This window comes from Parasphingorhabdus sp. (genome assembly GCF_048269915.1).
Lineage (GTDB): Bacteria > Pseudomonadota > Alphaproteobacteria > Sphingomonadales > Sphingomonadaceae > Parasphingorhabdus.
In genome coordinates this window covers 68,433-81,612 of sequence record NZ_JBLWTY010000007.1, presented here as the reverse complement: position 1 = coordinate 81,612, position 13,180 = coordinate 68,433, and the positions used below count along the sequence as shown (strand labels likewise).

Below are 13,180 nucleotides of genomic sequence, written 5' to 3'. Positions count from 1 at the left end.
CAATAATCAATGCACTAGCGGGAGCAACGAGATGGAACTGGTCGACATATTGCGATGGACTGCCAGCATCAGCGGCATGATCGCCGCCGTCATGGTCGCCCTCAACGCCGGGGCAAAGATTACCGGATGGGGCTTTGTGCTGTTCAGCGGCTCTTCGATCGTCTGGGTGGCCGCGTCGCTGCTCGACGGCAACAACCCTCTGGCGATCCAGAATATCGTCCTGCTGGGGATCAACCTGTTCGGCATCTATCGCTATCTGCTGCGCAAGCCGAAGGCGGGGAACGCCGCATGAACGGACGATAGCGGAATATCGATTGTCGAACGGATCGGCTCAGGCGACGGCCTTCGTCTGCTTGCCGGTATTATTACCGGTGCCATTGCCGGGCATGATCTCGACGATGACATCGCCGGCCTCGAGCTTCTCTGCTTCGGTCTCCCAAAAGCCGATCACCGTGTCACCACGGTAAATGCGCACACCGAGACCGGAGCCGACCACTTCGTTCATCGCCATGCCGACTTCATCTTCGGTAACGGCGCGCTGGACCAGCTTGACGCGGCCAGTGGCCGATGCAAGATCGCTGAGATAGTCGGAAATCTTGGCGCCTTCACAGCTGCCGGCGAGCAGAAGTCCGGCAAAACTGACCGGGTTGATAACCGTCGTCGCTCCGGCCTGCCGCGCGAGCAGCTCATTGTCCGCGGCCTTGATCGACACGCTGATCGGCAGATGATAGGCAAGATGCCGGGCGGTGAGCACGATCAATATGCTGGTGTCATCGCGTCCGGCCGAGACAATCAGCGATCGCGCCCGCGAGATTTTGACGTTCATCAGCGAGTTGTCCCTTGTGGCATCACCATTGATCACCGCACAGCCGAGCTTCTCCGCCAGCGCCAGGGCATCGTCCGAGGTGTCGATCACGACAATTTCTTCCGGCTTCGTGCCGCGGGCCAGGAGCTCCTGCACGGCTTCGCTGCCGCTCGTGCCAAATCCGGCGATCACGATATGGTCGTGCAAATTGCTTTGGATCAGTTTCATGCGCCAATTGTCCCAGGTTCGTTTGAAAACAAAATTATAGGCCGTGCCAACGAAGATTAGCACGACGAAGATGCGAATAGGAGTCACAACAAGCGCGTCGAACATCCGCGCCCGTTCGGTAACCGGAGCGATATCGCCATAGCCGGTGGTGGTGATCGAGATCATCGTGAAATAGATGACATCGAGAAAACTGACATCACCGTCATAGCTGTCCTGCAGCCCGTTGCGGTCGAAATAATGTACGGAAACAGCCATTCCGATAAGGCCCAGGACAAAGGCCACACGCCAGGCAATGTCAGCCCAAATAGGCAGACTCGAACGTCGCTGCAGAGTGAAATAATCGGAAATTTTGCGGTTGTTTTTGCCTGCCATGATCGTTTCAGCCGCGCTTCGGTAGATGGTTGCTGGGATCGACGGGCGTACGATTTTTGCGGATTTCGAAATGCAGCTGCGGTTCCCGCACATAACCACTGTCCCCGGCGAGTCCGATCACTTCGCCTGCCTTTACCTTCTGACCGCGAGTCACGCTAAGCTTGTCGGCATGGCCATAGGCGGTCACCCATCCAGATCCGTGGGTGATCAGGATCAGGCCCCCGAATACACCAATTTCATCTCCGCTATAGGCAACCACGCCATCGGCCGAGGCGCGGATCGGTGTACCGGCGGGGACCCCAATATTGACGCCATCATTGACCTTGCCGCCCCCTTTGCTGCCAAAGCCGGAGAGGATCGTGCCATTTACCGGCCAGAGAAACCGTCCGGAAAAGCTTGCGGGAGCCACTATGGTTGCATTGGGAGCAATTGTTTTGCGCCATTCCGATGGTTCACTGACCGTTGCACCATTCGCCACTGCGGGCTGGCTACCGGTGACAATATCGTCAATATCCAGATCAAAAGCCGCTGCCCGCTGCTCAATGCTCAGTCTTGCGGGGTCACCAGGCGTGGTTGCAGGCAACAACAACTTCTGACCAACCCGCAATATATAGGGTTCTTCCAGTCCGTTGAGTGCCACGACTTCGCGCCATGGCGCCCCATAAGCGCGGGCAATCGCGATGCCGGTCTCGCCAGAACTTACCGCATGATAACGCCCGCCGGTGATTTTGAGACGCTGTCCGGGGTGGATAACATAGGGCTCTTCCAGTGCGTTGGTGACAGCAATAATCTGGGAACCCGCCCCGGTCTTGTTGGCGACCCCGCGCAATGTGTCTCCGGGCTGCACGACATATGTTCCCGCCTCCACGATTTGGGCGTTGGCGGTGACCGGACTTGATTGCCATGTCGAGGGGGGTGCCTGCTCGGGCGCAGTACCAAAAACGGCAGGATCGGCCTGCAATCGTGGCTGAGCGGGCGGCGGTATATAGTCATCGCGCGCCGGCGGGATGCAGGCCGTGACGAGGGAGAGCAACATCAGGATCGCAATATGACGCATATATGCCCCCATTAACCAACTCTTCTCCCCGAGGGAATGCTATTAGTAACAAATGCCAAGCTTGGCAGCTTCACCGACCAAAACATAGCAAATTCGGAACAACGCGGCCCGCAATCAGCGGTAAAGTGCTTCCAAACCTTCAATCGAATCATAATGGGTCAGATCGAGGTGAAGCGGTGTGATCGAGACATATCCGTCGGCAATAGCCTCCAGATCGGTGCTGTGCGCCGGCGTTTCGACCATCGGCCCGAGACCGAACCAGTGATATTCAAAGCCGCGCGGATCCCGGTTGCTGACGATTTGCAGCCGACCGTAATCACGAATGCCCTGCGATACGACCCGTACGCCCTTGACGTCACCAGCCGGAAGTGCAGGAAAATTGATGTTCACGAGTGTGCGATGGTCCATGCGTTGCTTGATGAGCGGACGCAACACCCGTTCCCCCCACTGCACCGCAGCATCGAACGGAACATTCGCGCCGATATCTTCGCGCGCATAAGCCTGGCTGAGCGCGATCGACGGAATACCGGCCAGCGCGCCTTCCATGGCCGCCGAAACGGTTCCCGAATAGGTGACATCCTCACCCAGGTTGGCACCGCGGTTAACACCCGAAAGGATGAGATCCGGCGGACCGTCCTTCATGATCTTGGCGACGGCCATCATCACGCTGTCTGTCGGTGTGCCATCGACCGAATATTGCTGGTCACCGCGCTTGCGGATGCGCAGCGGCCGGGTGAGGGTCAGCGAATGGCCGGCACCGGAATTTTCATCGGATGGCGCAACAATCCAGATATCGTTGGAAAAATGCTGCGCGATATCGAGCAGGATTTTCATGCCCGGCGCATCGAAACCGTCATCATTGGTAAGGAGGATTCGCATCACGCTGGCTCCAGTATTTCTATTCCCCCCATATAGGGCTTTAACACTTCCGGAATTGTGACAGATCCATCTGCCTGCTGATAATTTTCCAGCACGGCAACCAAAGTACGGCCGACCGCCAAGCCCGAGCCATTCAAAGTGTGAACAAATTGTGTTCCCTTGGTCTCGCCTTCTGGCCGGAACCGGGCGTTCATCCGTCGCGCCTGATAGTCTCCGCAGGTCGAAACGCTCGAAATCTCACGATAGCTATCCTGTCCCGGCAGCCAGACTTCGAGATCATATGTTTTGCGGGCAGTCGCTCCCATATCACCCGTGCACAGGAGCATTTTGCGATAGGGCAGTTCGAGCGCCCTGAGGATCGATTCCGCCGCTTCGGTCATACGGACATGTTCAGCATCGCTTTTATCAGGATGAGTGATAGCAACCATTTCAACCTTCTCAAACTGATGCTGGCGGATCAGGCCCTTGGTATCCTTGCCAGCCGAGCCAGCTTCGCTGCGGAAACAAGGGGTAAGCGCGGTCAATCGGATCGGCAATTGCTCTTCATCCAATATCTGACCGTGCACACTGTTGGTCAAACTGACTTCAGCGGTCGGGATCAGCCAGCGCCCATCGGTCGTCTGGAACAGGTCTTCGGAAAACTTCGGCAGCTGTCCGGTTCCGAACACGGCCTCGTCTCGGACCAGCAACGGCGGGGCACACTCCTGGAAACCGTGCACCATGGTTTGTTGATCAAGCATATATTGACCGATTGACCGTTGTAAGCGCGCCATTTGCCCCCGTAAAAAGGCAAAGCGCGCACCCGACATTACCACCGCTGTTTCAAATTCCAGTCCCAGTGCCGGACCGATATCGCTATGTTCGCGCGGCGTAAAATCAAACTCCCGCGGATTGCCCCAGCGTTCAATCTCTACATTGTCGTCTTCATTTTCCCCAAGCGGGACATCATCAGCCGGCAGATTGGGTAGCGCCGCCAGAACAGTCTGTAACTGGCCCGAGACTTCCCGTTCCTGCTCTTCGAGCGCGGGCAATTTACTTTTCAGTTCGGCCACTTCGGCCATCAATGCTTGGGCCGCATCCTCATCGCCCTGCCCCTTGGCTTTGCCGATCGCCTTGGACGCCTCGTTGCGGCGTGCCTGCCCGTCCTGCACTTGGGTTTTCAGAGCACGGCTTTGCTCGTCCAGCGCCAATATATTCTGAGCCACGGCTTCGACGCCACGTCTCGCCAATGCCATATCAAATTCAACGGGATTATCCCGGATATATCGTAAATCGTGCATAAGCGAAGCCTATGCCTAGCACGGCCTTGACAGGCAAGTCTCAATCACATTGGCAAGAAAAAAGCGACCGGATTACTCCGACCGCTTCTGGAATCTGGCCACCCTATCAATTTTAGGCGGCAGGCCGCTTTTTCACCTTCCGACGACGGGCAAACAGAGCTGCTGCTGCGGCTCCAAAAAGCAAGACTACTGGCGGTGCAGGCACATCCGTTCCGCCGTTCGAACCACCAGTGCTGCCACCCGAAGAAGAGCTTGAGCTACTGCTTGACGAGCTCGAGCTGGACGAACTGCTTGAGGTGCTGTTTCCACCAAAGCTCGAAGAACCGCCGGTCGCTCCCGACGAAGTGCTCGAGGAACTACCAGACGAGCCGGAACTGCCGGACGAACCCGAACTGCCAGTCGAGCCATACCCGCCAGTCGAACCCGAAGAACTGGACGAACTGGATGAAGAACTAGAACTGCTGGATGAACTGGATGACGATGACGAGGAACTGCTGCCACCCGATGACGTGCTCGTTGATCCGCCGCTGCTGGTCGATGAGATAACCACATTGCCGCCGCTAGATCCCCCACCAAAAAATCCGCCGAAAAAGCCACCGCCATAGCCGCCACTACCGCCAATGACGATGGGTACCGAGCCACCGCCTTCCAGGCTCGGCGGAGGAGGCGGGATATAAGGCGGGAGGGGCACGGGAACCGGCTGAGGTGCCTGGGCGACAGTCACCACTGTTGGCTGACAAGCCGTGACCGTTTTTGTGACTGTACGCCGAGTCCGCTTCACTTTACGAGCGGGCGCGCCTTTTTTAACCAAACGGGCCCGAACCGGTTTCTTCTTTGTGAGCTTTTTTACATAGGGTGCCGTCGGTGCCTCCGAGACATGAACGGCACCGCCGCCGATCAGTGCCCCACCGCAAGTACAGGCGCATAATTTTGCTAAAGCCATTCGTACAGACATGATATCTTCTCTTTTTCGCCGTGGGAGCAAACCGTCAGAACGGGTTCTATTCCTGAACACCATTCCTGATGTAAAATCATGCAACAGAAAGACAGAAGAAATCGTTAATCACAATTACATTTGCACTGTTTTTCGTCGAAAACAGCAAAATACCTTAATAGTTTATTTGCAATGAGGGTTAATGTCCCAGATTGAAACCGTTTAGAATCGAATTTTTATCGAAAATGAAAATATGTCGATTTTTCGCAGGTTGGGATTAATCCCAATTTCGTCCACGTCCGCGAAGACATGCACTGCAGCAAGCCATTGCCGGTCAAAATTTTTCCAATTTTGAATTATTGAACAAACAGCCATTTTGCGCCTTGTTTCCAATAAGTGCGCTGGGTATAGGCCCGCCCTATAGGTGATCCCACCTACTCGGATTCGGGTAGGGCAGATGTTTGGAGAGTATGTTGGCATCCTCGGTAAAAAAAGCATCCGCAAAAAATGGTACGAGCGGCGTAGCCCCCGTCCTGCCAGACGGCTACGAACCGAGCGAGGACGAGGCGTTCATGAACGAGCGTCAACTTGCTTATTTTCAGCTGGCCCTGAAAAAATGGAAACAGGAAATCATCGAGGAATCCAAGGAGACTCTCGCGCATTTGCAAGACGGCCCGATTCAGGAAGCCGACTTGAATGACCGGGCTTCAAGCGAAACCGACTGGGGCCTGGAATTGCGGACCCGCGATCGCCAACGCAAGCTGACATCAAAAATTGATGCGGCACTGCGTCGGATTGACGACGGGGAATATGGCTATTGCCAAGTTACCGGTGAACCGATTTCCCTCGACCGCCTGAAAGCGAGGCCTATCGCGACGATGACCGTCGAGGCGCAGGAAGCGCATGAACGGAACGAAAAAATTTCGCGGGATCAGTGAAATATGCTGCGGCGCCGGAACAAGTAAGGGTATTGCGCGATTCCTAATCATTGCGGCGCCCGCTGGCGACGACATGCAGGATCAAATTTGAAGCCTAAAAAACCCCCAGATATTAACCAAATTTGCACCTATTACGTCTTATTCTTTGCTTTTCGACACAAGCCTATAATTTTACCGACTGCGGGAAGCTCATGAAAGAAACATTTGACGATAGTCTGAAGATGAACAGCCAGGCCATTGAGCACTCGAAACGGGAGCTTAGCCGGGACAGTCTGTTTCTAAAAGCGGAGCTGCGCTTCATCGACGGTGATGACTGCGGTGAGGTACGAGTCCGAAACCTTTCAGCCGGAGGCCTCATGGCCGAAGCACCGATACTCGCCAAACGAGGCGACAAGGTACAATTGGAACTGCGGAATATTGGGCTGGTCAGCGGACATGTCGCTTGGGTGGCCAAGGGCAGATTCGGTGTCGCTTTTGATCATCCGATTGATCCCAAGCTAGCGAGAAAGCCGGTTGGACAGAATAAAACAGAATTGCCCCGCTATCTGCGCCAACAGCCCGCAAAGTCCTTCCCTTTGCGCCACGGCCAGCGGCCACGCTAAACTCCGGGTCGAACATAAACATTAAGCTTGATTAGAATTCCGTCCCTGCATAGGACCCGTTAATCAATCGATTAACGGGAGTAGAATATGGCGGGACCATTAGCCGGGATCAACATCATTGAATTTGCCGGGCTCGGCCCCGGACCCTTTTGCGGCATGATGCTTGCCGACCAGGGAGCGACAGTTACGGTTCTCCATCGCCCGGGCGGTGCTCCGGATCCGCGTCTCGCTCTTTCCCGCTCTCGCAAGTTGGTCGAAGTTGACCTGAAGTCGGCAGATGGAATTGAAACGGCCCGAAATCTGGTAAAAAATGCGGATGGGGTGATCGAAGGCTTTCGCCCCGGCGTAATGGAACGGCTGGGTCTCGGCCCGGATGCCTTGCTCGCAGACAATCCCCAGTTGATTTATGGCCGGATGACCGGATGGGGGCAATATGGTCCGTTAGCTCACGCTGCGGGACATGATATAAACTATATCTCGATATCCGGGGCCCTGCATGCTGTCGGGCGAGCGGGTGACAAGCCAACCCCGCCACTCAACATGGTTGGTGATTTTGGAGGTGGCGGAATGATGCTGGCGCTCGGTATGGTTTCCGCTCTTCTAAACGCCAAGACCGGGGGCACGGGTCAGGTTGTCGACTGTGCGATGACCGACGGTTCTGCAGCATTAATGGCCATGATTTACGATTTTCACAATATTGGTCAATGGCAAGACGAACGGGGCGTCAACATGCTGGATACCGGGGCACATTTTTACGACACCTACGAGACATCTGATGGAAAATTCGTATCGATCGGTTCAATTGAACCGCAATTTTACGCAGAGCTTAGACAGGTGGCCGGACTCTCAGAAGATACAGATTTCGATGCTCAAATGGACCAAAGACAATGGCCGGCGTTAAAGGAAAAGCTGACGGCGCTGTTCAAAACCAAAACCCGGTCCGATTGGTGCGACCTGATGGAAGGAACGGACATCTGCTTTGCACCCGTGCTGTCGCTGACGGAAGCAAAGGAACATCCACATAATGTCGAAAGGCAAACCTTTGTTGATGTCGGCGGACTGATGCAACCGGCACCAGCACCGCGCTATTCGGTTACCGTTTCGGATCGCCCCAAACCCCCGGTTTGACCCGTGCCGTTGACCCTGTCCGCATAGCGGGGACCAACAGGCAACGTGCTACCGTCGTACAGAATGACAAATCGTTTGCGTCCCTTGCGGCGTACTTCCGCGATGCAATCACGCCGGACGAGGGTCGATCGGTGAACGCGCACAAAGAATCTCTCTGGCAATCGGCTTTCCATAGCGCGCATGGACTGGTGCACCAGATAGCTGCGGCCCGGCAAATATAGACGCATATAGTCCCGTTCCGCCTCAACCCGTTCAATGTCGGCAACCATCAACTGCAATGATCCTGACCCGTCCTGCACCCAGAGCCGCTGGGTGATATCGGAATCCTCGCCGCGGCGATCGCGTGCGATATTAGCAATCGCGCGCTCTACCGCCTCTCGCAAAAGGGATTCCTTGACCGGCTTTAGCAAATAGTCAGTCGCCTCCAGCCGAAACGCCTGCACCGCGTAAGCACTATGCGCCGTTGTAAAAATAATCTCCGGCATCCGGCAGAAACCTTCACAGTGTTCCGCCACTTTCAGTCCGGAGAAATCGGGCATGTCCACGTCAAGCAGCAGAATATCGGGCTGCTTCTTCTCAATTTTGTCCACTGCCTGGCGGCCACCATTGGCCAGTTCCATTTCTCCAAAGAGTCCGGTTCGTTCGCACAGCGCCTTGAGGCGAGAACGGGCGAGCGGCTCATCATCAACAATTAATACCGATGGTGGCTTTATTGCCATTATCCGATGTCCTGAAATATCAGGGACGGATCGGGCAATATGATGGTTGCAGTAGCCATTCCATCCATGTTGTTGGCCAGAAGCAACGAAGCATTTTCGCCATAAAATGCTTTCAACCGATCTTCAATATTTGCAAGACCGGTGCCGGTACCGGTGGTGCGATCGTCAGTCCGGTTTACCGGTCTTTTTACCCGACCGTCATTGGCAACGCTGATACGCAGTCGATCACCCTCGGTTTGCGCAGAGATGATGATATTGACCGGCTGGTCCGTTCCTGACACACCATATTTGACGGCATTTTCAATCAGCGGCTGAATTATCAGTGCCGGTATATTCCAACCATTTGCTGCAGGATCAATATCGACAGAATAGCGCAACCGATCCGGAAAACGCATCCGTTCAATCTCAAGATAGCGAACCTGTTGTGCAATCTCTTGTTCCACCGCGATCATATCTTGAGCGCCGCCAGTCAGCACCGCACGCATATAATCGGCCAAGTCATCGACCAGTTTTTCGGCCTGCCTGTTTTCGCGATCGATGATCAGGCTGCTCACCGAATTGAGCGCGTTAAAGACAAAATGCGGGTTTAACTGGTAACGCAGGGCTCGTAATTCGCTCTCCCGGTTCACCCGTTCCAATTGTCGGCTGTGGACCATCATACGTTGGACGTCCTGGCTGTGGGACAGAGCCAGATATAAGGCACCCCAGCTAGCGAGAATGAAATAACGGGTAAATGCATCGTCCCATATATACGGCCAGTCGAACGAGGCAAAATCGGACGGGTCCAGCAGATAGGTGAAATCGAACAATGCAACTTCATCATTGACCACGATCTGGTCGAGAACAGCGATGTAAATGGCGAAAATCATGGTCGGCAAGATCAGCATGAATATCGCTGCTCTCATACCGCTGCCGCGCACCGCAACGAGCAGTCGGTAAAGGAACCAAGTCAGCGTAATACAGATGCTGGTCATCAGAATCCGCTGGACGATCAATGCGTCGGCATTGCTTGGGGTACCATATAAGATGCGACTGACGGCAAAGAAGAAATACACACCCCATACGCCGAAGATAGACTTTATCGCGAGATCCCGTTTTACGGGAAACAATCGATCAAACAGCGAAGGCCTTCGAGCCTCTATCGGTACAAGAGCAAAGTCTGGCTTCACGAAGCCGGATTACTCCTTTTTGCGTCAATCCCTCTGCGGGTCCGCCAATAGGTGGCGAAACTGGCCAGCCAGTGGCCGCCGGCATAATGGGGCGTGCGAACGGATTCCTCTCCTGACTTCCCGTGGACATTCGCCGAAGCAAGGAGCGATGCGCGACGCGGATCATCGGTTGCCAGCGCCGAAGCAATGCCTTCAAGGGCCCAGGCTCGCGAAAGATTGAGACCGTCAAGATGCACCAGCTTCCCGTCGGTCGGATCGTTGACAATACCAACATCCAGCCAATCGTCACGACCATCCGTCGGGATCGAGGGGAGAAAGCCGGAAAGCCAGTTGGAATATTCACGGTCATCCATCACGCGCCGCATCAGATCGGCAACCATCAGGCAGGAAGACAAGAAATCCTCCCCGGAGGGCTCATAAGCCATGGGACAATCGCGGTCATCACGATGAAAGCTTATCGCCTTATCACGCACAATAGTGGCCATTTCTCTGTCTCCGCTTTGCGCAGCCCAGTCGAGAAACAGTCCAAAGGCAAAAGCCGACTGATTATGGGTCCCCAAGCGGATGGGATAGGCCAGTTTTGGCAGCCAGTCCTTGATATTGCCTACGATCACTGCCTCCAGCGGCTCTAGCCTGGCGAGCCAAGCCTTTGCCTGTTCAGCCTTGCCATCTGTCCCACTGGCAATTTCTCGCAATTCGGTGGTCAACTGCAAGAACCACGCAATGCCGTATGGGCGTTCGAATGCCTTGCGATCAGTGCCGTTAAAATAGGCCAGTTCACCGGCAATTTTCTCCGCCGTAAAATTCGCGGCAAGCGCTGCGGCGATCTCTTCATCCATTTCGGGAACCAGATTCTGCCCCCACAGACGCGTCAGCAACCAATGACCATGAACTGAACTATGCCAGTCAAAACAGCCATAGAAAACGGGCGTCAACTTTGCCGGCTCCGCCACGTCGATCCCACTGTTTAAAACATGGGTGATCTTGTTGGGATATTGCTTGTTGATACAGTCGAGAGCAATCCGCGCATAGGCATGTTCCGGCTTGCGCGCGGTCAGACTGTTATCCGCCGGGTCGGGTGCGGTATTTCGCCGCTCGAATACGCCTCGTTCCTGCGAAGATGGCTCGTCCTCTTCCTTCGCCACTGAACAGCCCGCCAAGATCGCGATCAACAGCACGATCAGTCCGTTTCGATAGTTCATCCAACATCCCCCAAGGATCATTTTCTAATAGAGATGATTTGAGCCCTTGGCAAAAGGCTATAGGGCAAATTTTCTCTTCCGCCATTGGCAGTTCCGGCCAGGCAATTTGCAGTGGAACAGATAGTATCGCGAAACAACCCGCCATATTCCTGTCTGGCAGTCCGCTCAGGCATAATACGACAATATTCCTGATGGTCGGCATCGGGCTGCTAACCATGTTCATGATCGATTTTGCCGATCTATCGCATATCGCCCGGCGTGCTGCGGGTTGCCTTGGTCAATATGGCAGCATAATTTCCGGTATGGCGGGCTATCTTATTGCGCAATATCCAGTGAATATGCGGGAACAAAGCACCGCGTTAACCGATTAACCTGTCAGCACAGCGCGTCCCATGATGGAACAATGTTTTTTTGCCCAGCGCCGACCGTGTCAAAATCGACTATATCCGGCCTGAGCCGCCCGTTTGGGCCAGATCAGGTATATGCAAGAAACCGTGCGCGTCCCGCCCCCTTATGTCCCACGCCTTAGCAGCCATATGCCCGACTATGGGCAAGCCGCCGGGGGAGCCGAACTTCTGACCATCGTCGGCGAGTCGGCAGCCGCGAAATTGACCCCTCTGCCGACAGAGGCAAATCCTGCGCCGGCACCCAAAAAGTGGCGATTTTTCATGAAATTGTCGGTTCGGGAACGCATATTAACCGCCCTGTTCCTGATAAGCCTTACCCTCATTCCTGCTACGATGCCGCAATCCAGCCTTGATGCACAGCAATTGAATTTCGGCGATTTGCAATTACAATCAATTGAACGTGCTGAAGAGAATTTCGCCGGTTCGGCTTTCTATTTTATCGATCCCGACTACGCGATTCCACAAAATTATAGTGGGATCGGCATCGATTCGTCCGGCAATCCCGGAAGCGGGACAACTGATATATCGTCGGATATAATCGGGAATGATCGCAATCAGCTATCGCCCGCATATCTCATTCGGCCGACCGCCTTTCGCGGTTCCTCAATCGACAATAGCAGGGCGCTCTATTGCCTCACCCAGGCGGTCTATTACGAGGCCGGGATGGAGCCCGATGCCGGTCAACGGGCTGTTGCCCAGGTGATATTGAACCGTGTCCGCCATCCTAGCTATCCAAGCACAGTATGCGGCGTGATCTATCAAGGCAGCGAGCGAAGCACAGGCTGTCAGTTTACCTATACTTGCGATGGCTCACTGCGCCGGAAACCTGCCGCTTATCACTGGAACCGTGCCAAAAAAGTGGCGAGCGAAGCGCTCGCCGGAAAAAGCTATACAACCATTGGTACTTCCACCCATTATCACGCCACCTATGTCTATCCCTATTGGGCTTCAAGTCTGCGGTTCCTCGGAACGATCGGCGCACATCGCTTCTACAGCTGGAAAGGCAATGCGGGCAGGGCAGATGCCTTTAATCAGACATATCACGGTGGCGAACCCGTCCCCGCGCCGAAGCCGCGCTGGTATAGTGTCGCCCAGAGCAACGGTCCGGCTTCCTCGCTCGACCCTATTGCGCTGGAAAGGGCCTATGAGGAGGGCCGACGCAAAGCCGAGACCGCTCAGGAGGAGAAAAGGTCCACGCTAGCCGTCGACAATTCCCGCCGTAACGACCGGCCCTTGCCGATACTCGATGTCAGCGCGCCCCAATCCTACAAGCCCCCCCAGTATAGCGCCGAAGCTTTGGCCAAAGGTGGCGATCAAGCCTATGCAGGCCAGAGGCTACCCGACGTCAGCCTGGCCAAGCCAGAATTCCGCAACAGTGGCAGCTGGAAGAAAAATCCCGGAGGCTAGGTTAAAATGCTAGTTTTCTGATAGTTTCGCTGGCAACCAACAATCGGTTTTCC

14 protein-coding genes are annotated in these 13,180 nt (G+C 54.9%); 7 read left to right on the top strand and 7 right to left on the bottom strand.

Going from position 1 to position 13,180, the window contains the following annotated elements:
• Positions 1–31: 31 nt before the first annotated feature.
• Entirely contained in the window at positions 32–292 is a 261-nt protein-coding gene (locus tag ACN0WX_RS13850; protein ID WP_417622933.1) for a hypothetical protein, read from the top strand.
• A 39-nt stretch (positions 293–331) separates the two neighbouring features.
• On the opposite strand, the gene ACN0WX_RS13845 is transcribed toward ACN0WX_RS13850, so the two are convergent.
• The 4 genes from ACN0WX_RS13845 to serS all read right to left on the bottom strand — a co-directional run bounded on the left by ACN0WX_RS13845 (position 332) and on the right by serS (position 4,621).
• Positions 332–1,405 carry a potassium channel family protein gene (locus tag ACN0WX_RS13845; RefSeq protein ID WP_417622932.1) on the bottom strand — a complete coding sequence of 358 codons (1,074 nt, stop codon included), beginning with the start codon at positions 1,403–1,405 and terminating at the stop codon, positions 332–334.
• 7 nt (positions 1,406–1,412) lie between these two features.
• A complete protein-coding gene (locus ACN0WX_RS13840; protein WP_417622931.1) occupies positions 1,413–2,462 on the bottom strand; it encodes a peptidoglycan DD-metalloendopeptidase family protein in 1,050 nt (349 codons plus the stop codon).
• Between the two features lie 114 nt (positions 2,463–2,576).
• Positions 2,577–3,341 carry a 5'/3'-nucleotidase SurE gene (gene surE, locus ACN0WX_RS13835; RefSeq protein ID WP_417622930.1) on the bottom strand — a complete coding sequence of 255 codons (765 nt, stop codon included), beginning with the start codon at positions 3,339–3,341 and terminating at the stop codon, positions 2,577–2,579.
• A complete protein-coding gene (serS, locus tag ACN0WX_RS13830; protein WP_417622929.1) occupies positions 3,341–4,621 on the bottom strand; it encodes a serine--tRNA ligase in 1,281 nt (426 codons plus the stop codon). The genes surE and serS overlap by 1 nt, the downstream gene beginning before the upstream one ends.
• A gap of 230 nt (positions 4,622–4,851) precedes the next feature.
• Between serS and ACN0WX_RS13825 the strand changes: the two genes are divergently transcribed.
• The 4 genes from ACN0WX_RS13825 (at position 4,852) to ACN0WX_RS13810 (ending at position 8,223) form a co-directional block, all read left to right on the top strand.
• Positions 4,852–5,226: a hypothetical protein gene (locus ACN0WX_RS13825; protein WP_417622928.1), complete on the top strand. Its 375-nt coding sequence runs from the start codon at positions 4,852–4,854 to the stop codon at positions 5,224–5,226.
• A gap of 799 nt (positions 5,227–6,025) precedes the next feature.
• Entirely contained in the window at positions 6,026–6,493 is a 468-nt protein-coding gene (dksA, locus tag ACN0WX_RS13820) for an RNA polymerase-binding protein DksA (RefSeq protein WP_417622927.1), read from the top strand.
• Positions 6,494–6,684: 191 nt separating this feature from the next.
• On the top strand, positions 6,685–7,095 hold the full coding sequence (locus ACN0WX_RS13815; RefSeq protein WP_417622926.1) for a PilZ domain-containing protein: 411 nt from the start codon (positions 6,685–6,687) through the stop codon (positions 7,093–7,095).
• Between the two features lie 87 nt (positions 7,096–7,182).
• Complete coding sequence (locus ACN0WX_RS13810; RefSeq protein ID WP_417622925.1) at positions 7,183–8,223, top strand: CaiB/BaiF CoA transferase family protein; 1,041 nt, start codon at positions 7,183–7,185, stop codon at positions 8,221–8,223.
• On the opposite strand, the gene ACN0WX_RS13805 is transcribed toward ACN0WX_RS13810, so the two are convergent.
• Genes ACN0WX_RS13805 through ACN0WX_RS13795 form a run of 3 tightly spaced genes read right to left on the bottom strand, consistent with a single transcriptional unit; the run spans position 8,181 to position 11,313 of the window.
• On the bottom strand, positions 8,181–8,942 hold the full coding sequence (locus tag ACN0WX_RS13805; protein WP_417622924.1) for a LytR/AlgR family response regulator transcription factor: 762 nt from the start codon (positions 8,940–8,942) through the stop codon (positions 8,181–8,183). The two genes, ACN0WX_RS13810 and ACN0WX_RS13805, sit on opposite strands and share 43 nt — an antisense overlap.
• Positions 8,942–10,111, bottom strand: coding sequence for a sensor histidine kinase (locus ACN0WX_RS13800; RefSeq protein WP_417622923.1), 1,170 nt, complete (start codon positions 10,109–10,111; stop codon positions 8,942–8,944). The genes ACN0WX_RS13805 and ACN0WX_RS13800 overlap by 1 nt, the downstream gene beginning before the upstream one ends.
• Positions 10,108–11,313, bottom strand: coding sequence for a DUF2891 domain-containing protein (locus tag ACN0WX_RS13795; RefSeq protein ID WP_417622922.1), 1,206 nt, complete (start codon positions 11,311–11,313; stop codon positions 10,108–10,110). Before ACN0WX_RS13795 ends, ACN0WX_RS13800 begins: the two co-directional genes overlap by 4 nt.
• A 38-nt stretch (positions 11,314–11,351) precedes the next feature.
• Between ACN0WX_RS13795 and ACN0WX_RS13790 the strand changes: the two genes are divergently transcribed.
• Positions 11,352–11,684, top strand: a complete 333-nt coding sequence (locus ACN0WX_RS13790; protein ID WP_417622921.1) for a hypothetical protein — start codon at positions 11,352–11,354, stop codon at positions 11,682–11,684.
• 111 nt (positions 11,685–11,795) lie between these two features.
• Positions 11,796–13,127: a cell wall hydrolase gene (locus ACN0WX_RS13785; protein ID WP_417622920.1), complete on the top strand. Its 1,332-nt coding sequence runs from the start codon at positions 11,796–11,798 to the stop codon at positions 13,125–13,127.
• Positions 13,128–13,180 lie beyond the last annotated feature (53 nt).

What these genes read in the sequence shown, in the direction of transcription:
- ACN0WX_RS13850 (WP_417622933.1), top strand. Translation starts at nt 32, where the DNA reads ATGGAACTGGTCGACATATTGCGATGGACTGCCAGCATCAGCGGCATG.
- dksA (WP_417622927.1), top strand. Translation starts at nt 6,026, where the DNA reads ATGTTGGCATCCTCGGTAAAAAAAGCATCCGCAAAAAATGGTACGAGC.
- ACN0WX_RS13815 (WP_417622926.1), top strand. Translation starts at nt 6,685, where the DNA reads ATGAAAGAAACATTTGACGATAGTCTGAAGATGAACAGCCAGGCCATT.
- ACN0WX_RS13795 (WP_417622922.1), bottom strand. Translation starts at nt 11,313, where the DNA reads ATGAACTATCGAAACGGACTGATCGTGCTGTTGATCGCGATCTTGGCG.
- ACN0WX_RS13810 (WP_417622925.1), top strand. Translation starts at nt 7,183, where the DNA reads ATGGCGGGACCATTAGCCGGGATCAACATCATTGAATTTGCCGGGCTC.
- ACN0WX_RS13785 (WP_417622920.1), top strand. Translation starts at nt 11,796, where the DNA reads ATGCAAGAAACCGTGCGCGTCCCGCCCCCTTATGTCCCACGCCTTAGC.
- ACN0WX_RS13805 (WP_417622924.1), bottom strand. Translation starts at nt 8,942, where the DNA reads ATGGCAATAAAGCCACCATCGGTATTAATTGTTGATGATGAGCCGCTC.
- serS (WP_417622929.1), bottom strand. Translation starts at nt 4,621, where the DNA reads ATGCACGATTTACGATATATCCGGGATAATCCCGTTGAATTTGATATG.
- surE (WP_417622930.1), bottom strand. Translation starts at nt 3,341, where the DNA reads ATGCGAATCCTCCTTACCAATGATGACGGTTTCGATGCGCCGGGCATG.
- ACN0WX_RS13845 (WP_417622932.1), bottom strand. Translation starts at nt 1,405, where the DNA reads ATGGCAGGCAAAAACAACCGCAAAATTTCCGATTATTTCACTCTGCAG.
- ACN0WX_RS13840 (WP_417622931.1), bottom strand. Translation starts at nt 2,462, where the DNA reads ATGCGTCATATTGCGATCCTGATGTTGCTCTCCCTCGTCACGGCCTGC.